Here is a 19,954-nt window from a genome sequence, read left to right as displayed (position 1 = left end):
GATCAAGCAGTTTCGAGGCATCGCCACACGCTACGACAAGGACCCGGAGAACTTCCTCGCCGCCGTCAAGCTCACAGCCGCGAGGATCTGGTGTCAGAGTTTATGAGTCGACGCCTTAGTTCGCGGCCGACCGACCCAAGGCTATGAACATTTGTCGTTCTTCCACCCAACCTGCACTGGGGTGTGCCATCGCCTAGCTCGCTCAGCGTGGGAGGAGCAGAACGGGCAGAGCGCCATCGGCCGCTTGGCCAGGACGAAGAAATTCGCCTCCGCCTTCAGGGCGGCGCCATCAAGCCCTCCATCTGCACGGTCTCGCCTTCGAGCGACTTGAGCTTGTCGGAGAAGCTGAGTCCGAGAACGCTGACCTCGCCGTAGAGTTCGTCGAAGGCGAGGCCGCCCGAATCTTCCGCGGCGAAGCCCGTGCCGGCCCCGAGAAGCGTGGAGCCGAGAGGCGCGGTGGAGCCGAGCTGGAAGCCGCGGCGGTCGGAGCGGGCTATCGCGGGTCTCCGGAACAGGTGCGCACGCGCCCCGGGAAGGCCGGGGCGCGTGGACCTCCTGGAGCGGGCCTAATTGCCCGGCTGCGACGGGGCGAGCGCCATCAGCTGGGCGACGATCTTGTAGACGTCGCTCTGCTCCATGTAGCCGCGGAACTGGTCCGCGCCGGCGCCGCTCGCCTGCAGCACCACGTCGTCGACGGCGTGAACCGCCGCATCGGCCGATTTCGGCAGGTTGCCCTCGCGCAGCACCGCGCCCGGCTGATCCTTGTACTGCTCGTTCGCGATATAGTCCTCGTTCCCGGTCTCGACCGCCGGTTCGAACGGGTTGTCGAGCTTCGGACCCCAGGTCTCGTAATGATCGGGGTAGTTGTTGGCGAACATCGCGATCCGGGGCGCCACGTTCAGGTCGTCCGGATAGCCGTCGCCGTTCTCATCCTGGTAGGCGAGGAAGCCCGCGTCGTTGTAGACGCCAACGCTCTCGCGGCCTTCGCCGCGGGCCGGGTCGATCGTGCCGACGAGCGCGTTGCCATGGGTGTGGTCGCCGGTCACGATCAGCAGCGTGTCCGGGTTCTCGGCGACGAATGCCTTCGCCACGCCGACGGCCTGGTCGAATTCGATCATGTCGAACATCGCCCGTTCCCAGTCCATTGGATGCTTCATCTTGTCGACCGTTGCGGCCTCGACCATCACGAAGAAGCCCTCGGGGTTCTTCGAGAGCTGCGTCAGCGCCGCCCCGGTCATCTCGACGAGGCCGGGCTGGTTCGGGAAGTCCTCGACGGTGCCCTTCTTCAGGAACTGCCGGTCGAGCGAGCTATCCATGTTGCCGGTGTGGAACATGCCGAGGATCTTGCCGGAGTTCGATCCCTCGGTCGCCGAGGCCAGCGTCGCCGCGTCGGTCGCGAGCGCGTAGCCGGCGTCCTGGAACTGCTCGATCAGGTTCTCGTCGTCCTTCCGCTTCGAACCCGGCGTGGACTGGGGCAGCAGATAGGCCGAGCCGCCGCCGAGGATCAGATCCGGCTGGCGTTCGAAGAGCATCGTGGCGATCTCGGCCTTGTCGGCGCGCTTGCGGGTGTGGGCGACCAGCGAGGCCGGGGTCGCATCCTGGATCTCGGCGGTCGAGACGATGCCGACCGACTTGCTCCCGGTCCGCGCCAGCGCCTCGGAGATGAGCTCGACCCTCGGATCGTCGAGGCTGTCCTCGGTCCGGTCGGCATAGACGCCGAGCGCGTTCACAGCCGACTTGTGGCCCGACATGTAGGCCGAGGCGGTATTGGCGCTGTCCGTCGCGATCGAGCCGGTCGAGGAAGTGCCGATGAAGGCCGCGTATTCGAGATCATCCATGTTGAGCCGGCCATCGGCCTTGCCCTCGGTCATGCCCTTCGACATCAGCCGCGCCGTGGTGCGGTCGGCGATGCTGAGGCCGTCGGCGATCATGAAGATCACGTTCCTCGCCACGGGCTCGGCCGGGGTGCCGTAGACCTCCCAGGTCACGGTCTTCACCTCGTCGCCGGCCTTCGCCTCGACGGTGTATTCGCCCGGCGCCGCGATCGTCGCCGCTTCGAGGCGAACGGCGGAGGCTTCGACGCCCTCCTCGCGCTCAATGAAGGTTAAGTCCTTGCCGAGCATCTCGGCGGCCGGCTGGCCGTTGATCGTCACGGAAACATCTTCGGCGGCGACGACGCCGTCGAACTCGACCTTCAGATCGAAGGGCGAGCCGGCGAGGATCGTCGCACGGTCGAGCGGCAGGATGGTCGCCGCCTGGACCGCGGGAACGAGGCAGGTGGTGGCGAGCAGGGTCAATAGTGCGCGCATGGGTCTTCCCGGTCTGTTGGGGTTCGAGAGACCGGCTACTCCCGGGCAATGACGCTTCCGCGACGGTTCCGTGACACTCCCGTGTCAGGCGAGCGCCGTTTCGCGCGGGCCTCCGCTCTCGCTCCGGTCGAGAAATCCGGGCCGACGGCGCGCGCGGGTCTGACTCCGGGAGTGGATCGGCCATAAGCTGACCGGAGCGCGGCGCCGCGGAAGAATCGTGCGAAGGGGAATGACATGCTGGTAGACGGCAAATGGACTGAGGACTGGCAGCCGGTTCAGGCGACCGACGAGAAGGGCGGTTTCGTGCGCCAGGTCTCGAGCTTCCGGAACTGGGTCACGCCGGACGGAGCCGCGGGGCCGACCGGCGAGGGCGGGTTCAGGGCCGAGGCCGGCCGGTATCATCTCTATGTCGCCTTCATCTGCCCCTGGGCATCGCGCACGCTGATCGGCCGCGTCCTGAAGGGGCTGAAGGAGGCGGTCTCGGTCTCGGTCGTCGAGCCGGCGCTGACCGATCAGGGCTGGCGGTTCGGAGACTATCCGGGCTCGATTCCCGACACGGTGAACGGTGCGACCTGGCTGCACGAACTCTATACCCGCGCGGAGCCGCGCTTCACCGGCCGCGCGACGGTGCCGGTGCTCTGGGACCGGGACCGCGGAACGATCGTCAGCAACGAATCCGCCGATATCCTGCGGATGTTCAACTCCGGCTTCGGCGAGCTGGCGCGCGGCGACATCGACCTCTACCCCGCCGATCTCGCCCCGGAGATCGAGGCGCTCAACGACCGGATCTATCCGGCGCTCAACAACGGCGTCTACCGGGCCGGTTTCGCGACGACTCAGGTGGCCTATGACGAGGCGTTCTGGGAGGTCTTCGCAATGCTCGACTGGCTCGAGGACGAGCTGGCGGGCGGGGGGCCGTTCCTGCTCGGCGAGCGGTTCACCGAGGCCGATATCCGGCTCTTCGTGACGCTGGTCCGCTTCGACGCGGCCTATCACGGGCTCTTCAAATGCAATCTGCGCCGGCTCGCGGATTATCCGCGGCTCTCGGCCTACCTCGCGCGCGCGCTGGCGCTGCCGGGAGTGCGCGAGACGGTGAACATGGACCACATCAAGCGCGGCTATTACGGGATCGGCAAGCTGAACCCGACCGGGATCGTCCCGGTCGGGCCGGATCTCCCCGATCTCGATCCGGTTCCGGCACCCGCCGCGCCCGCCTGACCGGTGGTGGAAGGCAGCGCGCCCGCCTATGCTGCGCCCCGGCATCAGTCGAGGAGAGCGCAGGGTGCATCAGGATCAGGGCGGCGCGCTGGAGCGCCGGATCGCGCAGGGGAGGGGCGACGAGCCCGCCGATCTCGTGCTGCGCGGGGGCAAGGTCTTCGACCTCGTGACCGGCGTGCTGGTCGAAGGTGATGTCGCGATCAGTGGCGACACGATCGTCGGGACCGAGGCGGAGTACGAGGGCCGCGAGGTGGTCGATGTCTCCGGCCTGACGCTGGTGCCGGGCTTCATCGACACGCATCTCCATGTCGAAAGCTCGCTCGTCACCCCCTTCGAATTCGACCGTTGCGTGACGCCGAGGGGCGTGACCACGGCGATCTGCGATCCGCATGAGATCGCCAATGTCATAGGCCTGGAAGGCATCCGGTACTTCCAGGAGGCGAGCGCCCACACGCTGATGGATCTGCGGGTCCAGCTCTCCTCCTGCGTTCCGGCGACCGACATGGAGACTTCCGGCGCGCGGATCGAGGCCGAGGATCTGGCGGAGGTCATGGGGCATCCCTCGGGAATCGGCCTCGCGGAATTCATGAACTATCCGGGCGTCATCCTGCGCGATCCGCGCGCGATGGCGAAGCTCCGGCTCTTCGAAGGCGGCCATGTCGACGGGCATTGCCCCCAGCTTTCGGGCAAGGATCTGAACGCCTATGTCGCCGCCGGCATTCGCACGGAACACGAGGCGACGACGGCGGAGGAGGCGCTGGAGAAGCTTCGCAAGGGGATGCGCGTGCTGATCCGCGAGGGGTCGGTCTCGAAGGATCTCGAAGCGCTGGCGCCGATCCTGAACGATGCCACCTCGGCCTATCTCTGCCTCTGCACCGACGACCGCAACCCGCTCGACATCGCCGAGCAGGGGCATCTCGACTACATGATCCGCCGCCTGATCGCGCGTGGCGCCTCGCCGCTCGCCGCCTATCGCGCCGCCTCGCTCTCGGGCGCCGAGGCCTTCGGGCTGCGCGATCGGGGCCTGATCGCGCCGGGACGGCGGGCCGATATCGTCGGTGTCCGGAGCCTCGAAGCCTGCGACGCGGAGGTCGTGTTCTGCGCCGGGCGCCGGGTGACGGAGGCGGCCTTCGCCGTGCGCGGCACCGTCGCTCCGGTCGGCCGGCGGTCGGTCAAGGCGCGGGTGCTGGCCCCCGAGGATTTCCGCTCCGCCGCGAACCGGGAGGAAACGGATGTGATCGGGGTGATCGAGGGCAAGATTATCACCGAGCATCTGCGCGAGCGGATCGCGATCGCCGACAACGACAAGCGCCCGGACCCGGCGCGCGATCTCGTCAGGGTCGCTGTGGTGGAGCGGCATGGCCGGAACGACAATATCGCGACGGGTTTCGTGAAGGGCTTCGGCCTCGGCGCGGGCGCGATCGCCTCGACCGTCTGCCACGATCACCACAATATCGCGGTGATCGGGGTCGATTACGCCGACATGGCGCTGGCGGCCAATCGGCTGGCCGAGATCGAGGGCGGGTTCGTCGTCGCGCGGGACGGCGCGATCCTCGCCGAACTGGCGCTTCCGGTCGCGGGGCTGATGAGCCTCGCGCCGTTCGAGACCGTGCGCGACGCGCTCGTCGGGCTGCGCGCGGCGGCCAAGGGTCTCGGCGTGACGCTGGAAGAGCCGTTCCTGCAGCTCGCCTTCCTCGCTCTCCCGGTGATCGCGGCGTTGAAGATCACCGACCGCGGGATGGTCGATGTGTTGAAGTTCGAGCTCATTCCCGGCTAGGGATACCCGCGCCCGGACCCGGGTTTCCGGCCGCGGAGATTTCCGGCGCCAAAGTGTCGGGATTGGAACAGCCGGGCTCGCGGTTTCCCCGCATGGGAAGCGCGGGCGCCATGCCGGGAAAGAGCGGCGTCCGTGCTATCGACGCGGCGTAGGAAGAGGCCATGAACAAGTACATCATCACCGTAGCCTGCCCTTCGCGGCGTGGCATCGTCGCGGCGGTCTCCGGCGCGCTCGCCGATCAGGGCTGCAACATCGTTGACAGCTCGCAGTTCGACGATCTGGAGAACGGCCGGTTCTTCATGCGGGTCAGCATCGTCTCGGAACAGGGCGCCACGCGCGCGGCGATCGAGGAGTCGCTCGCGCCCGTCGGCCAGACCTTCGACATGGAGGTCGCGGTCCATGATTCCGCCGAGCGGGTCAAGGTCATGCTGATGGTGTCGCGCTTCGGCCACTGTCTCAACGACCTGCTCTACCGTTCGCGGATTGGCGCCCTCCCGGTCGATATCGTCGGTGTCGTCTCGAACCATTTCGACTATCAGAAGGTCGTGGTGAACCACGACATCCCGTTCCACCACGTGAAGGTGACGAAGGCGAACAAGCCGGAGGCCGAGGCGCGGCTGATGGAACTGGTCGAGGAGAGCGGCGCGGAACTGATCGTGCTCGCGCGCTACATGCAGGTTCTCTCGGACGCGCTCTGCCAGCGCATGTCGGGGCGGATCATCAACATCCACCATTCCTTCCTGCCGAGCTTCAAGGGTGCGAACCCCTACAAGCAGGCGCATGAGCGGGGCGTGAAGCTCATCGGCGCGACGGCGCATTTCGTCACCGCCGATCTCGACGAAGGCCCGATCATCGAGCAGGACGTGGTGCGCGTCACCCATGCGCAGAGCGCGGAGGATTACGTGAGCCTCGGCCGCGATGTCGAGGCGCAGGTGCTGGCCCGGGCGATCCATGCCTATATCCATCGCCGGGCCTTCCTCAACGGCAACCGGACGGTGATCTTCCCGGCGAGCCCAGGAAGCTACGCCTCCGAGCGGATGGGCTGAGCGCGGGCCGAGCCCGCGCGGCCGCCGTCGCGGCCATGGGGAGCGCGCGGTGCGCGCGAGTTTCTTGCTGGAGCCGGGCCTGTTGGCCCGGCTCTCGACTGCTCTCCAGGTTAGCAAACCTGTATGAAGCCGGCTCGCCTCACTCCTCCGGCGGCGGGACGGTGGCGAGGGCGACCCCCTTGATCTGAGCGAAGATCGGCTGGCCCGGCGCGAGGCCGAGCATGTCCCAGGAGCGGCGGGTGATCCGCGCGAGGATGCGGGCGCCTTCGCCCTCCGCGCCGAGTGCGAGCACGATCGTCGTCATGCCGGCGGCCGGGCCGTCGCCCGTCTCGGCGCTCAGGATGCGCGCGGGAGGCATGTTCAGGATCGATGTGGCCGCCGGCGGGTCCCGCACCAGCGCCACGTCGGAGGCGGCGATCCGGACGCGGTGCGCCGTGCCGGGCGGGCCGAACGCGCCCGGCGCCAGCAGCGTCGCCCCGGAGACCGTGAAACGCGTGATGCCGTAGAGCGGGTCGTGGTCGAGCACCCGCGCCGCCAGAGTAACCGCCGCTTCGGGCAGGCGCGCGAGCGGCAGGTCGGGGCGAGCCTGCAACTCGGCGAGCGGGCCTTCGGCGGTGATCTCGCCTGCGCGCATCAGGAGAAGCCGGTCGGCGAGCCGTTCGACCTCGGCGATATCGTGGCTCACGTAGAGGATCGGGAGCGCCAGCGTGTCGCGCAGCCGCTCGAAATAGGGCAGGATCGCATCCTTCGCGAACCGGTCGAGCGCGGAGAGCGGCTCGTCCATCAGCAGAAGCCGCGGCTGCGAGAGCAATGCGCGGCCGACCGAGACACGCTGGCGCTCGCCGCCCGAGAGCGTCGCGGGCGCGCGGTCGAGCAGGGGGGCGAGGCCGAGCAGGTCCACCACCTCGTCGAACCGGAAGACTTCCCTCGCGCCGCCCCTGAGCGCGCGGCGGCGGCCGTAGTCGAGATTGCCGCGCGCCGTCAGATGCGGGAAGAGGCTCGCCTCCTGAAACACGTAGCCGATCGGGCGGCGGTGCGGCACGAGGAAGAGGCCGGGCCGCTGCCAGATCTCGCCGCCAACCGAAAGGAACCCGTCCTCGAACCGCCTGAGGCCCGCGATCGCGCGCAGGATCGTGGTCTTGCCGCAACCGGAGGGGCCGAAGAGCGCGGTGACGCCCCGGCCCGGCGCGTCGAACCCGGCATGGAGCCGGAACGTGCCGAGTTGCCCGGCGAACCGGGCCGTCAGTCCGGCGTCTTCGTCTTTCACCGCCCGATCCGCCGTGTGCGTTTCTCGAGCAGCATCATCGCCAGGATGACGAGGAAGGAAAAGATGAGCAGGCCGCCCGCGAGGATATGCGCCGGGCGCCATTCGCCGATCTCGACATACTGGAAGATCGAGATCGAGAGCACCTTGGTCTCGCCCGGCACCGCGCCGCCGATCATCAGGACGACGCCGAATTCGCCGAGCGTATGGGCGAAGCCGAGGACGGCGGCGGTCAGGAAACCCGGCCGCGCAAGGGGCAGGGCCACGGTGAAGAAGGCGTCGAGCGGCGAGGCGCGGAGCGTCGCCGTGACCTCGAAGGGCCGCTCGCCGATCGCCTCGAAGGCGTTTCGGATCGGCTGCACCACGAAGGGGAGCGAGGCCACCACCGAGGCGAGGACCAGCGCCTCGAAGGTGAAGGCGAGCGTCCGCCCGCTCCAGAGCCCGGCGATCCAGCCGCCCGGTCCTTCGGGGCCGAGCAGCAGCAGAAGGTAGAAGCCGAGCACCGTCGGCGGCAGCACCAGCGGCAGGGCGACCACCGCCGCCACCGCCTCCTTCCAGCGCGCCTTCGACCGCGCCAGCCACCACGCGAGCGGCGTGCCGATCACGAGCAGGATCGCCGTCGTGATCGTCGCGAGCCTGAGCGTCAGGAAGACCGGCTGCCAGTCCATGCCGTTCGCCTTATCCGGCCGCGGGTTCGGCCACCGGATCGACCGCGTAACCGAAGGACTCGATCACCTTGCGCGCTTCCGGACCTCGCAGGAATTCGAGGAAGGCCTTGGCCGCCTCGTTCTCGGCGCCGGTTTTCAGGAGCACCGCGTCCTGGCGGATCGGTTCGTGCATCTCGCCCGGCACGACCCAGCGCGAGCCGCCCTCGGCCTTGATGACCTGGCTGAGCGCGACGAAGCCGAGCGCGGCGTTGCCGGTGTCGACGAACTGGAACGTCTGGGCGATGCTCTGACCCTGGACGACCCTCGGCGTCAGCGCCTCGTAGACGCCGAGGCTTTCCATCGTCTGAACCGCGGCGGCGCCATAGGGTGCGGATTTCGGATCGGCGATGGCGATCTTCTCGAAGGAAGCGGCCTCGAGCGTGTCGGGGCCGGTCACGAGATCGGCCTCGGTGCTGTAGAGCACCAGCGTGCCGAGCGCGTAGGTGAACTGCGTGCCCTCGACGGCGAGCCCGTCCTCCACCGTCTTCGTCGGCCGCGTGTCATCGGCGGAGAGGAAAACCTCGAAGGGCGCGCCTTGCGTGATCTGCGCGAGGAACTGGCCGCTGGAGCCGAAGGAGAGCCTGGCGCTATGGCCGGTCGCCGCCGCGAAAAGCTCGGCGATCTCGGTCGCGGGCTCGGTGAAATTCGCGGCGACGGCGACCTGCGTTTCCTCCGCATGGGCGGCGGTCGCGGCGAGAAGCGCGAGCGTGGTCAGGAGATGTTTCATCGAAAACCTCATTCGACGGCGAGAATGATATGGGCGGGGTCGATCAGCGCCCGGGCGGGATCGCCCGGTGCGAAGGCGCGGGCGTCATCGGGAAGGACGGCGCAGAGGCTCTTGCCGGCGCCGATCCCGAGCAGGACTTCGGTTCCGCGCGCATCGCGTTCGATGGTCTCGACGATGCCCTCGATCTGGTTGCGGGCCACCGCGGGCGTTGCTGGCGCGGCGAGGCCGATCAGCGGCGCCTTGATGAGCGCGATCGCCGGGCGGCCGGGGAAAAGGCCGAGGTCGCGCAGGCTGCGGCTCGTCAGCGTGGTGACGAGCACCTGTCCCTCGGCGATCTCGAGCGCCACCTCGGCGCTGACCGGTTCGGCATGGGCGGCGACGATGGTGCCGCGCAACTCGTTTCGGGCGCTGGTGCGGAGGAAGCCGCCGAACATCAGCCGCGCGGCGGTGGCCCCCCCGGTCGCATCGTCTCCCCCGAGTTCGGAGTCGAGTTCGGGCGCGAGCGCGTTGAAGGCGCGGGCCATCTCGGTCTCGAGCCGGCGGAAGTTCCGGACCAGCGCGATCCCCTCGGGCGTCAGACTGGCGCCACCGCCGCGCCGGCCTCCGGTCTGTCCGGCGACGAGGGGGCGGCCGACGAGATTGTTCATCGCCCGGATCGCATCCCAGGCGGCGCGGTAGCTGAGGCCGACGGCGCGCGCCGCGCCGGAGATGCTGCCCTCGCGCCCGATCGCTTCGAGAAGCGCGACGCGCTGGGCGCCAAGGGGGATGCCCTCGGTTCCGGTCAGCGAGATTTCGGCGTGGATCGGCATGGGCTTTCGGAAGCTGGGATCGTTATGCGGTTCTTCCGCATAACGGATGCCACCAACCGCGCCGCGACGCAAGCGAAGCCATTCGCGTCAATTGGCCACGAGAAAAAGGCGCGCTCCGAAGAGCGCGCCTCGATTGATCGGGATCAGGCCGGGGATCAGGCGGCGACCGCAGCGCCTTCGAGGATCGGCTCGCCCTGTTCGTCGACCGCGACCTCACCGTTGAGCACGGCGTGGAGCTGGTCCTGGTCAAGCTCGCCTTCCCAGCGGGCGACGACCAGCGTGGCCACCGCGTTGCCGACGAAGTTAGTGAGCGCGCGGCATTCCGACATGAAGCGGTCGACACCGAGGATCAGCGCCATGCCGGCGACGGGGACGGCGGGCACGACCGAGAGGGTCGCGGCGAGCGTGATGAAGCCCGCGCCGGTGATGCCGGCCGCGCCCTTCGAGGAGAGCATGGCGACGAGGAGGAGCAGGATCTGCTGGCCGAGGGTCAGGTCGGTGTTGGTGGCCTGGGCGATGAAGAGCGCCGCCAGCGTCATGTAGATGTTGGTGCCGTCGAGGTTGAAGCTGTAGCCGGTCGGAACCACGAGACCGACGACCGAACGCTTCGCACCCGCCTTTTCGAGCTTCTCCATCAGCGAGGGCAGCGCCGCTTCCGAGGACGAGGTACCGAGGACGAGGAGGAGTTCTTCCTTGAGATAGCGGATCAGCTTCAGGATCGAGAAGCCGTTGAACCGGGCGACCGCGCCGAGGATGACGAGCACGAAGATGAGCGCGGTGAGATAGAAGGTACCGACGAGGAAGGCGAGGTTGACGAGCGAACCGATGCCGTACTTGCCGATGGTGAAGGACATCGCGCCGAAGGCACCGATCGGGGCCGCTTTCATCAGGATCGCGACGAGCTTGAACATCGGCTCGGTCAGCGCCTGCAGGAAGTTCAGAACCGGGGCGCCGCGCTCACCGACCAGCGCGAGGGCGATACCGAACAGGATCGCGATGAAGAGGACCTGGAGGATGTCGCCCTCGGCGAACGCTCCGACCAGCGTCGACGGGATGACCCCGGAGAGGAAGCCCACGATCGTCGTGTCATGCGCCTTGCTGGCATAATCCGCGACCGCCGCGCCGTCGAGCGAGGCCGGGTCGATGTTGAGCCCCGCGCCGGGCTGGACGAGGTTCGCGACGATCAGGCCGACGATGAGCGCCAGCGTGGAGAAGGTCAGGAAATAGGCGAAGGCCTTGCCGGCGACGCGTCCGACCTTGCCGATGTCCGACATGCCGGCGATGCCCGTCGTGACGGTCAGGAAGATGACCGGGGCGATGATCATCTTCACGAGCTTCACGAAGGCGTCGCCGAGCGGCTTCAGGCTGGCGCCGAGTTCAGGCGAGAAATGCCCGAGCGTCACACCGAGAACGATGGCGACGACGACCTGGAAATAGAGCTGGCGGTAGAGAGGCAGGCGGGGTCCGGTCTCCGTCGGTGCCGAATGGGCGATGTGCATGTGTTTCCTCCGTTCGGGCGGGGGTTCGCTCTCGGCGCGCCCCGCGATCCATGTTCCACGCCCGGGCCGGACGTACTCGACATAAAGCAAGCATCGTGCCAATTAGATTGGCTCCACGATTTCAATGCATGAACAACAGGTTAACTCCAGCGCACCGGATCGAAGGGCCGCAGCGGTGCGGAAATCCGCACCATCGCCGCTGGCGGGGGGCGAAATTCCGCACTATGATCGGCGGCCATGGAGAGCGTATCGCGTAGAGCGCCGGTCGCCGCCCCGTCACGGGTCTTTCCGAGGGCGTGGCTGATCGCGCTCGTCGTCGGCCTCGCGCTCGTCACCTCCCTCGCCGCGCTCGCCGGCCGGGTGGTCGAGCGGCGGGCGCTCGCGGCCGAACTCGCGCGGGCCGAGGCGGCCCTGCCGCTTGCCACCGCGGCGCTGTCGGCGGTGATCGAGAAGCAGCGTGTGGTGCCGGTCGTGCTCTCGCGCGATCCGGAGGTGCGGGCGGCGCTCGAAGACGCGGAGGCGGCGCGCGCGCTCGACCCCAAGCTCGCGGGCATCGCCGCCGAGGCGGGATCGGCCGTCGTCTATGTGATCCGGACCGACGGCATGACGATCGCCGCGAGCAATTTCGCCGAGCCGGACAGTTTCGTCGGCAGCGACTACGGCTTCCGCACCTATTTCACCCGCGCGATGCGCGACGGGGCGGCGGCGCAATACGCGCTCGGCACCGTGAGCGGGCGGCCGGGGCTCTATCTCTCGCACCGGGTCGATGGGCCCGGTGGGCCGCTCGGTGTCGTCGTGGTGAAGGTCGAACTCGACGGGCTCGAGGCGCGGTGGCGCCAGAGCGGGATGGTGGTTCACGTCATCGACATGCGCGGCGTCGTGCTCGCGACCAGCCTGCCCGAGCGCCGGTTCACCGCGACGCGGCCGGTCGGCAACGAGGCCGAGGCGCGGCGCGCGCTGCAGCTCGACGACCGCGCGATCCCGGTTCAGCCGATCGACTGGACGAGCGGCGGTTTCGCGCGGCTTGGCGGGCGGCTTCATGCGAGCGCGGGCGGGCCGATCGACGAGGCCGGGCTCGCCTGGCGGCTGATGCTCTTCGCGCCGGTCGGGCCGGAGGTCGCGGGCGCGGCCTGGAACGCGGCGGCCACGACGCTGCTCGCGGGCGTGCTCGGGCTCGCGGGCCTCTCCGCCCTCTGGCGCCGCCGGTCCCGCTCGCAGGAGCGGGCCCGGGCGCTCGCGGAGATGAACGCCGAGTTGGAGCGGCGCGTGGCGCTCCGCACCGACGAGCTTCGCGCCGAGATCGCCGAGCGCGAGAGCGCCGAGAGCCGGGCGCGACGCCTGCGCGACGAACTCGCGCAGGCGAACCGGCTCTCCATCCTCGGCCAGATCGCCGCCGGCGTCGCGCATGAGATCAACCAGCCGCTCGCCGCGATCCGCGCCTATGCCGATACCGGGGCGCGATTCGTGGAGATCGGGAAACCGGCGGAGGCGCAGGAGAATTTCGGCGCGATCGCGCGGGTCACGGATCGCGTCGGCAAGATCACCTCGATGCTGCGCGGCTTCGCCCGGCGCGGCGTCGGCCAGGAGCGGCCGATCGATGTCGAGGAAGCGGTCGACGGCGCGCTGGCGCTGCTCTCCGGGCGGATTCGCGAGGCGGGGGTGGAGGTCGTTCGCGGGCCTCGCCTGCCGGTCGATGTGCTCGCCGGGCGCATCCGGCTCGAACAGATCCTCGTCAATCTGCTCGGCAACGCGCTCGACGCGATGAAGGGCGAGGCGGAGCCGGAGATCGCCATCACCGTCGCCGAGAGCGCGAAGACCGTCGCGATCACTGTGCGCGACAACGGTCCCGGCCTCGGCCCCGAGGCGCGGGAGCATCTCTTCATGCCGTTCAACACCACGAAGGAGACCGGGCTTGGCCTTGGCCTCGTCATATCGGCCGATCTGGCGCGGGAATTCGGCGGCGAGTTGCGGCTCGACCCGGAGGATGGGCTACCGGGCGCCTCGTTCACGCTGACGTTGCGGAGGGCGGAATGAACCAGCCGGTCATGCTCGTCGAGGACGACCCGGATCTGCGCGCGGCGACGCGGCAGATGCTGATGCTCGCGGGTTTCGAAGTGCTCGCCTTCGAGGCGGCTCCTCCCGCGCTCGCCCGGCTCGACGACGGCTTCGAGGGGCCGATCGTGACCGATATCCGCATGCCGCGGATGACCGGCCTGCAGCTTTTCGACCGGGTGAAGGCGCTCGACCCCGATCTGCCGGTGATCCTGGTGACGGGGCACGGCGACATCGACCTCGCGGTCGCGGCGCTGAAGGACGGCGCCTATGATTTCATCCCGAAGCCCTTCGAGGCCGAGCGGCTGGTCAATGCCGCGCGCCGGGCGGCGGAGAAGCGTCGGCTCGTGCTGGAGAACCGGCGGCTCAGGGCGGCGGCGGCGGAACCGCCCGACGACGTGCCGCTCCTCGGCGATTCGCCCGGCATCCGCCACCTGCGCGAGACGATCCGGGGCGTCGCCGACATGGACGTCGATGTGCTGATCCTTGGCGAGACCGGCGCGGGCAAGGAGGTGGTGGCGCGTCTCCTGCACCACTGGAGCCCGCGGGCGCGGCATAATTTCGTGGCACTCAACTGCGGCGCGCTGCCCGAAAGCGTGTTGGAGAGCGAGCTTTTCGGCCATGAGGCGGGCGCCTTCACGGGCGCTCAGAAACGGCGGATCGGGCGGATCGAGCACGCGAACAAGGGGACGCTCTTTCTCGACGAGATCGAATCCTGTCCGCCGGCGGTGCAGGTGAAGCTCCTGCGCGTTCTGGAGACCCGCGAGGTGGAGCCGCTCGGCACCAACGAGCGTCGGGTGCTCGATCTGCGTGTCGTCGCCGCGACCAAGGTGGATTTCAGCGATCCGGTGGCGCGGGGGACGTTCCGCGAGGACCTCTATTACCGGCTGAACGTGGTGACGCTGCGCATTCCGCCGCTGCGGGAGCGGAAGGAGGACGCGCCGCTCCACTTCGCGCATTTCGCCCGCGCCGCGGCGGAGCGGTTCGGGCGTCCGGTGCCCGAGATCGGCCCGGCGGTGGCCGCGCATCTCGCGGGGCATGACTGGCCGGGCAATGTCCGCGAGTTGGCGCATTATGCCGACCGGGTGGTTCTCGGCGTGGAGGGGCCGGCTCCCGCGCGGATCGCGGGCGCCGCGCCGGAACCGACGCTGCCCGAACGGGTCGAGCGGTTCGAGGCGGAGGAGATCCGCGCCGCGCTCAGGGCGAGCGGCGGCGATGCGCGGGCTGCGATGGAAAGCCTCGGCCTGCCGAAGAAGACCTATTACGACAAGCTCCGCCGCTACGGCATCGCCCGGACGGATTTCGCCGAGGGCTGATCCATCGCGTCGAGAAGCGCGGCGAAGCGTATGGCGCGGTTCTCCCAGCCGTGATGCGCGCGGATGTTGGCGAGCGCGGCGCGGGAGGTGGCGGCGTAGGCCTCTGGATCGGCGAGACGGATAAGCGCCTCGGCGAAACCGGCGGTGACGAGTTCGGGCGGGCCGACATCGACGAGGATGCCGCCACCGGTGGGCAGGATCTCGGCGGAACCCTGATGATTGAGGGCCACGACCGGCATTCCGCGCGCGAGCGCTTCGAGCACCACATTTCCAGAGGTATCCTGCAGGCTCGTGAAGGCCAGCACATCCGCCTCGGCATAGGCCGCGCGCATCGCGGCGAAGGGCAGTTCGCCCCGGATCGTGAGGCCGGGAATGCCGGCGGCCTCCGCGCGTATGCCCTCCAGCATCTCGCCGCCGCCGACCATGGTGAAGTCGAGGGCGCCGGGATGCATCGCGGCGAGCCGGCGCGCGATTGCGATGAGGAGGCCTGGAGCCTTGCGCGCCTCGAACCGCCCGACCCAGATCACCCGGAGCGGGCGCGGGGCTGTGCGGGGCGCCGCGGCGATGGTGCCAGGCGCGACGGCGGTCTCGAGCATCCGGTGAAGCTTCCCGCCCCGGGTCAGCGGCGCGAGGCGTGCCTCGGTCTCGGCATTGGCGGTGAGGACGAGAGAAGCGCGGGCGAGCGCGAGCCGGACAACGGGGTTGAATCGCAGCGCGGCCTTCATCCGCCCGCGCCAGAGCTGGCGCGTCCAGCCGTCGCCATAAAGCGCGGCGAGCGCCGCGGGTGGCGTCTGGCCGCCGCCGGCCGGCCCCCAGAGGAAGCGCGGGCCGGGGATGGCGCAGAGGAGTCCGGGGAAATCCACCGCGTTATAGGTCACGTGGTGGATGTCGGTGATCCGCTCCCGCCAGACGATCCAGGCCGCGTAGGGCAGGACCGCGATCTGCCACAGGATGTAGTAGAGCTTCATCAGCCGGTGCCGGTGGTCGAGCCCGGCGAGGAACGGCAGATCGAAAGTGCGGAACGAGAGCCCGTCGCCGGCCCGCCCCGCGAGCGCCGCGCGGTGATGGCGGCGCGTGAGCACGACCCGCTCGCGCCCGGCGTAGACGTCATGCGCCCAATGCCAGCCGACGTAGGGTTCCGATCCGGCGCCGGGGTCGCAGGCGAAGCAGGAGAGCAGGAAGCGGCGGGTCATGGCGCCGGCGCGGGTTCGAACGGGTCGCGAAGCCTCAGCGCGCGCATCGCGCCGTGGTAGCGCGCCTTCGCCCGCTCGCCGCGCTCGAACTCCTCCGGGCTGATGGGTTCGAACGGCAGGAGCCTCGTTGGCGTGAGCCAGGGCGCGCCGCCCCGCAGAATGCCCCGGCGGGACGCTTCCACGAGCCAGTCCTTGGCACCCGAACTGCCGTGGAAGCATTTGAGCCAGCGCACCGGTTCGAGCCGCAGGAGCTCCGGCCCGCCCAGCCCCGCGAGCATCAGAAGCCGCTTGCCCGCCGTGCGCTCCCAGCAGGCCCAGGCGGTCGGGTCGAGATAGCCGCCGCCCATTCGCGCCGCGATCATCGCCCAGAGGATCGATTCGACATGCGCGACCCGCGGCAGGCTCTCGCCGCCGATCCGCCCGATGGCCTCGTCGATCCACTCCCAGGGCAGCGCGCCGTGCTGCGCCACGCCGATATCGGTGTGATGCGTCAGCGCGTAACCGGCGCGGAAGGCGGCGCGCACCACATCCGGCGGCAGCAGGCAGTGGCGGGTCTGCCGCATGAGCAGGAGACCGCCCGGCGGGGTCGCCTCGAAGGTGAAGGGGTTCGGAAAGACGATGTCTGGATCGAGGACGATGGTGGTTTCGCCCGGCTCGGTGAAGAGCGTGGGATCGGTGATCTTGCGCCAGCACGGGTGGCCCCGGCGGAAGGCCCGGACGCGCGGATGGTCGCGGAACACCTCCTCGGCGCGCGCGTCGCAGTCATGCGCGTCGTGGACCGCGCGCGGCACGCCGGGGGGCAGGCGGTCGAGAAGCTCGGCATAGGCGCGCTTCTCTGCCGACCCGTCGGTCAGGACCGTGACCCGGATCTCGTCACGGCAATTGGCGATGAGCGAGGCGAGCGCGAGTTCCGCGCAGCCGAGCGCGTCGCGGCCCGCGACCATGCAGACGGAATGTCGGATCAAGAGGCGATCTCCGCTTTCGGATCGTTGGCGTCGCCCGCGAAACGGAGCCAGTCGCCGAGCCGCGGCCGGTAGGCGGCGAGCAGCCCGGAGACGACGAGCGCGACGGCCCAGGCGACCGCCTGCGCGGTGACGACGCCCCGGACGCCATGCGGCAGCGCGGCGGGCATCAGCGCGACGAGGGTCAGGAGGGCTGCGAGATTGGCGGCCAGAACCGCGCCGGTGCGCTCGCGCGCGCGCAGCGTCACGATGAAGGCCTGCGCCGCGACCAGGCTGGTGGCGCCGCAGCCGCCGATCGCAACCAGCACCGGATCGATGGCGTAGCCGGCGCCGAAGAGGCGCGGCCCGATCCCGGTCCAGCCCGCGACCACGGCGAGCGTATAGGCCGCGGCGCCGCCGGCGAGGGTGAGAAAGGTGGTGATGATCGTCGCCGGGTCGGGACGTGCGCTTCCGGCGAGATGGCGAAGCAGGATGAGGCTCGCCACGGAGGCGACCTGCAGCAGCGGCATGAAGACGAGCGCGAGCATGCGAAGCTCAGCCGAGGCGGCGAGTCCGAGCCAGAGCGGCAGGATCAGGATCGGACCGCTCGTCTGCGCCCAGTTCACCGCCTCCGCCCCGAGCGCCCAGCGGCCATAGCGCAGGTGCCGGGCCGCGAGATCGCGCGGCGCCGGGTCGGTTCTCGCCGGCCAGCGAAGGCGCGCGGTCAGAAAGACCGAGGAGGCGGCGGCGGCGAAGCCGCTGGCGAGGATCGCGCCGGTGACGCCGAGCGCGCCGAAGGCCAGCATGGCCCCGATGGCGCCGAGCGTCGCCCCGGCATAGATCAGCGTCGCCGCGAAGGAGAGGTCGGGCCGCCCGAGCGAGAAGGCCATCCGGCGCAGCAACCAGAGGTGCAGCACGAAGGGCGCGACGGCTGCGAAGGCGGCGAGGGCGGCGCCCACGGGTCCGGCACCGAGCGCCGTCGCGAGCACGGCGAGCAGGAGGGCGCCGGCGCCGCAGGCGAGGCCGAAGACTACCGACCAGCGACCGAGCAGCAACTGGTGATCGCTTGGGAGGGCCCGGCGCAGCCGCCCGGCGGAGAAGACCACCATCGGCTCGACCAGGCAGGTCTGGTGCACGATCGCCGCGATGAAGAAGAAGGTGGAGGCGACGGTATAGGCGCCGAAGGCCTCCGGTGCGACGGCGCGGGCGAGCAGGAGTTGCGAGGCGAGGTTGGTGAGCGCGAAGGCCGCCTGTTCGCCGAGAACGAGGAGCGGCGCCATCCGGCGCGGACGGGCCGCGCGCCGGCCGCTCACGCGCCCGCTCCCGCGTGGTGGGTGTAGTGCCGAAGCTCTTCGGGCCGGACGTCGGAGAGCACCGCTCCGAGCAGGTTCCGGGCGAGCTCCGGATCGTCGCGCAATATGCTCCGGAGCGCCTGGCCGGGCGTCACGCCCCAGCGCGCGACCGCGACCCAGCCGTCGAGCACGGGCAGCGCGCCGCGCGCATGGGCGGCATCCTCCAGCGCGGGCAGGTCGAGGATGATGAAATCGAAATGCCCCCGCTGCCCGTCGAGAACCCGCGCCAGTCTCTCGCCGTAGATGTAGAGCGGCGCGGCGGCGGCGCCGCGCGCGGGCAGGAAGGTGAACCCGCCCTCGCCACCGGCCAGATGCGGCCCGGCGGGGCCGGCGGAAGCCGCGAGATCGGCGAGCGTCACGGTGGCGCCATTGCCGAAGGTGGTCCCGAGCCCCGTGCCCCGCAGGTCGGCGTCGATCAGGAGCACCCTCAGACCCTCCGCCGCGAGCAGGGCGGCGAGATNTCACGGTGGCGCCATTGCCGAAGGTGGTCCCGAGCCCCGTGCCCCGCAGGTCGGCGTCGATCAGGAGCACCCTCAGACCCTCCGCCGCGAGCAGGGCGGCGAGATTGGCGGCGGCGAGCGACTTGCCCTCGCCGGCCCGGGCGGATGCGATGCCGAGGACCGGCGCCGATCCCGGGCCACCGCGCCGCTCGGCGCGGGCGCGGATGAAGCGCAGCGTCTCGGCGTAGCGGCAGCGGGGATGATCCGCCGCGACCCGCCAGACCGGATGATCGGCGAGACCCTCGCGCGTCCCCGCCCCGGGCAGTCGCGGGAGATAGCCGAGGAAGGGCTGGCCAAGGGCGCGGCGGAGTTCGTCGCCGGTCCTGAGCGTGTCGTCGAGATTCTCGCGCGCGAGCGCGATCCCACCGCCGCAGGCGAGGCCGAGGAAGAGGCCGAGCGTCAGGATCATGAAGGGCTTCGGCCCGGTCGGCTCCATCGGCGGCACCGCGTCGCTCAGCAGGCTCGCGCGAAGCTCCGCCGGATCACCGCTCCGATCCGTTTCGCGAAGCTCGGCGAGGGCGCGGGCATGGGCGGCGCGGTCGCTCTCGAGCAGCTGTTCAAGTTCGCCGCGCCGGACCATCGCCTCCTCGAACCGACTGGAATCCCGCGAGGCGGCGACGATCTCCGCCTGCCGCGCGGCCACGGCGGCGCGCAGTTCGGCGATGCGCGCTTCGAGGGCGACGCGGCGGTCCGCGGCGGCCGCGGCGATCTCGGCCTCGCGCCGGTCGACATAGGCCCCGGCGACGGCGTTCGCGAGCCGCGCGGCGCCTTCCGGGTCCGACGCGCGCGCGTCGATGATGAAGATGTGCGATCCCTCGATGCGCGAGACCCGGATCGACTGGCGCAGGCGCTCGTCCATCGCGCGGGTATCCTCCGGCGCGCCGGGCAGGGCGGCGGAGCCGAGCCGCGCGACGACCTCGGCGGCGAGTTCCTTGGAGCGGATCACCTCGAGCTCGTTGCGCAGTTCCGCGTCCGGGATCGCGCCAGGTCCCTCCGCGAGACCGGCGGCGAGCGGCGACGGGCGGCTCATCAGCACCATCGCATGCGCCTCATGGACCGGGCTCGACAGCGCCTGATAGACGAGCGCGAGACCGAGCCCGGCGGCGCCCGAGATCAGGAGCGCGCCCAGATGGCGGCCGGCGAGCAGCCTGAGCCGCCGCAGGTTCGGAACGCCGTCGTCCTCGACCGGAGGCGGCGGCGCGTCGCCCAGCCGGTGCCGCGGGCTCATCGAATTCATGGGTTTC

The 19,954-nt window shown here is 70.0% G+C and carries 14 protein-coding genes and 1 pseudogene; 6 read left to right on the top strand and 9 right to left on the bottom strand.

Annotation, left to right across the window (positions count from 1 at the left end; genetic code table 11):
- A pseudogene (locus ACLJK8_RS13115) lies at positions 1–106 on the top strand (IS5/IS1182 family transposase); the annotation flags it as partial.
- Positions 107–566: 460 nt separating this feature from the next.
- Here ACLJK8_RS13115 and ACLJK8_RS13110 read toward each other — a convergent pair.
- On the bottom strand, positions 567–2,309 hold the full coding sequence (locus ACLJK8_RS13110) for an alkaline phosphatase (RefSeq protein WP_413150728.1): 1,743 nt from the start codon (positions 2,307–2,309) through the stop codon (positions 567–569).
- A gap of 234 nt (positions 2,310–2,543) precedes the next feature.
- Between ACLJK8_RS13110 and ACLJK8_RS13105 the strand changes: the two genes are divergently transcribed.
- The 3 genes from ACLJK8_RS13105 to purU all read left to right on the top strand — a co-directional run bounded on the left by ACLJK8_RS13105 (position 2,544) and on the right by purU (position 6,350).
- Positions 2,544–3,527: a glutathione S-transferase family protein gene (locus ACLJK8_RS13105; protein ID WP_413150727.1), complete on the top strand. Its 984-nt coding sequence runs from the start codon at positions 2,544–2,546 to the stop codon at positions 3,525–3,527.
- Between the two features lie 64 nt (positions 3,528–3,591).
- Positions 3,592–5,304 carry an adenine deaminase gene (gene ade, locus ACLJK8_RS13100; protein WP_413150726.1) on the top strand — a complete coding sequence of 571 codons (1,713 nt, stop codon included), beginning with the start codon at positions 3,592–3,594 and terminating at the stop codon, positions 5,302–5,304.
- A 161-nt stretch (positions 5,305–5,465) separates the two neighbouring features.
- Positions 5,466–6,350, top strand: a complete 885-nt coding sequence (gene purU / locus ACLJK8_RS13095) for a formyltetrahydrofolate deformylase (RefSeq protein WP_413150725.1) — start codon at positions 5,466–5,468, stop codon at positions 6,348–6,350.
- Between the two features lie 139 nt (positions 6,351–6,489).
- On the opposite strand, the gene modC is transcribed toward purU, so the two are convergent.
- From modC to ACLJK8_RS13070, 5 genes are all read right to left on the bottom strand, one after another.
- Positions 6,490–7,617, bottom strand: a complete 1,128-nt coding sequence (gene modC / locus ACLJK8_RS13090; RefSeq protein ID WP_413150724.1) for a molybdenum ABC transporter ATP-binding protein — start codon at positions 7,615–7,617, stop codon at positions 6,490–6,492.
- Positions 7,614–8,282: a molybdate ABC transporter permease subunit gene (modB, locus tag ACLJK8_RS13085; protein ID WP_413150723.1), complete on the bottom strand. Its 669-nt coding sequence runs from the start codon at positions 8,280–8,282 to the stop codon at positions 7,614–7,616. The genes modC and modB overlap by 4 nt, the downstream gene beginning before the upstream one ends.
- Positions 8,283–8,292: 10 nt before the next feature.
- A complete protein-coding gene (gene modA, locus ACLJK8_RS13080) occupies positions 8,293–9,048 on the bottom strand; it encodes a molybdate ABC transporter substrate-binding protein (RefSeq protein ID WP_413150722.1) in 756 nt (251 codons plus the stop codon).
- Between the two features lie 8 nt (positions 9,049–9,056).
- Entirely contained in the window at positions 9,057–9,857 is an 801-nt protein-coding gene (locus ACLJK8_RS13075; RefSeq protein WP_413150721.1) for a TOBE domain-containing protein, read from the bottom strand.
- A gap of 155 nt (positions 9,858–10,012) precedes the next feature.
- A complete protein-coding gene (locus ACLJK8_RS13070) occupies positions 10,013–11,356 on the bottom strand; it encodes a dicarboxylate/amino acid:cation symporter (RefSeq protein WP_413150720.1) in 1,344 nt (447 codons plus the stop codon).
- Between the two features lie 237 nt (positions 11,357–11,593).
- Here ACLJK8_RS13070 and ACLJK8_RS13065 point away from each other — a divergent pair, with 237 nt between their 5' ends.
- Together ACLJK8_RS13065 and ACLJK8_RS13060 are read left to right on the top strand one after the other, a co-directional pair.
- Positions 11,594–13,390: a sensor histidine kinase gene (locus tag ACLJK8_RS13065; protein ID WP_413150719.1), complete on the top strand. Its 1,797-nt coding sequence runs from the start codon at positions 11,594–11,596 to the stop codon at positions 13,388–13,390.
- Positions 13,387–14,724 carry a sigma-54-dependent transcriptional regulator gene (locus ACLJK8_RS13060; protein WP_413150718.1) on the top strand — a complete coding sequence of 446 codons (1,338 nt, stop codon included), beginning with the start codon at positions 13,387–13,389 and terminating at the stop codon, positions 14,722–14,724. The genes ACLJK8_RS13065 and ACLJK8_RS13060 overlap by 4 nt, the downstream gene beginning before the upstream one ends.
- On the opposite strand, the gene ACLJK8_RS13055 is transcribed toward ACLJK8_RS13060, so the two are convergent.
- From ACLJK8_RS13055 to ACLJK8_RS13045, 3 genes are read right to left on the bottom strand one after another with little or no spacing between them, the layout of a single operon-like run.
- The gene (locus ACLJK8_RS13055) at positions 14,688–15,917 is read right to left on the bottom strand and encodes a glycosyltransferase family 4 protein (RefSeq protein WP_413150717.1); all 1,230 of its coding nucleotides are present in this window, start codon (positions 15,915–15,917) and stop codon (positions 14,688–14,690) included. The genes ACLJK8_RS13060 and ACLJK8_RS13055 overlap by 37 nt on opposite strands.
- Positions 15,914–16,882, bottom strand: coding sequence for a hypothetical protein (locus tag ACLJK8_RS13050; RefSeq protein ID WP_413150716.1), 969 nt, complete (start codon positions 16,880–16,882; stop codon positions 15,914–15,916). Before ACLJK8_RS13050 ends, ACLJK8_RS13055 begins: the two co-directional genes overlap by 4 nt.
- Positions 16,879–19,947: a P-loop NTPase gene (locus ACLJK8_RS13045; RefSeq protein ID WP_413150715.1), complete on the bottom strand. Its 3,069-nt coding sequence runs from the start codon at positions 19,945–19,947 to the stop codon at positions 16,879–16,881. Before ACLJK8_RS13045 ends, ACLJK8_RS13050 begins: the two co-directional genes overlap by 4 nt.
- Positions 19,948–19,954: the final 7 nt, after the last annotated feature.

Origin of the sequence: Amaricoccus sp. W119, assembly GCF_047275745.1 — a bacterium.
In the GTDB taxonomy this organism is placed as follows: Bacteria; Pseudomonadota; Alphaproteobacteria; order Rhodobacterales; family Rhodobacteraceae; genus Amaricoccus.
The sequence above is the reverse complement of the archived record's forward strand: the minus strand, read 5'-3'. Positions and strand labels throughout refer to the sequence as shown.

What these genes read in the sequence shown, in the direction of transcription:
- ACLJK8_RS13110 (WP_413150728.1), bottom strand. Translation starts at nt 2,309, where the DNA reads ATGCGCGCACTATTGACCCTGCTCGCCACCACCTGCCTCGTTCCCGCG.
- ACLJK8_RS13105 (WP_413150727.1), top strand. Translation starts at nt 2,544, where the DNA reads ATGCTGGTAGACGGCAAATGGACTGAGGACTGGCAGCCGGTTCAGGCG.
- purU (WP_413150725.1), top strand. Translation starts at nt 5,466, where the DNA reads ATGAACAAGTACATCATCACCGTAGCCTGCCCTTCGCGGCGTGGCATC.
- modB (WP_413150723.1), bottom strand. Translation starts at nt 8,282, where the DNA reads ATGGACTGGCAGCCGGTCTTCCTGACGCTCAGGCTCGCGACGATCACG.
- modA (WP_413150722.1), bottom strand. Translation starts at nt 9,048, where the DNA reads ATGAAACATCTCCTGACCACGCTCGCGCTTCTCGCCGCGACCGCCGCC.
- ACLJK8_RS13075 (WP_413150721.1), bottom strand. Translation starts at nt 9,857, where the DNA reads ATGCCGATCCACGCCGAAATCTCGCTGACCGGAACCGAGGGCATCCCC.
- ACLJK8_RS13070 (WP_413150720.1), bottom strand. Translation starts at nt 11,356, where the DNA reads ATGCACATCGCCCATTCGGCACCGACGGAGACCGGACCCCGCCTGCCT.
- ACLJK8_RS13065 (WP_413150719.1), top strand. Translation starts at nt 11,594, where the DNA reads ATGGAGAGCGTATCGCGTAGAGCGCCGGTCGCCGCCCCGTCACGGGTC.
- ACLJK8_RS13060 (WP_413150718.1), top strand. Translation starts at nt 13,387, where the DNA reads ATGAACCAGCCGGTCATGCTCGTCGAGGACGACCCGGATCTGCGCGCG.
- ACLJK8_RS13055 (WP_413150717.1), bottom strand. Translation starts at nt 15,917, where the DNA reads ATGACCCGCCGCTTCCTGCTCTCCTGCTTCGCCTGCGACCCCGGCGCC.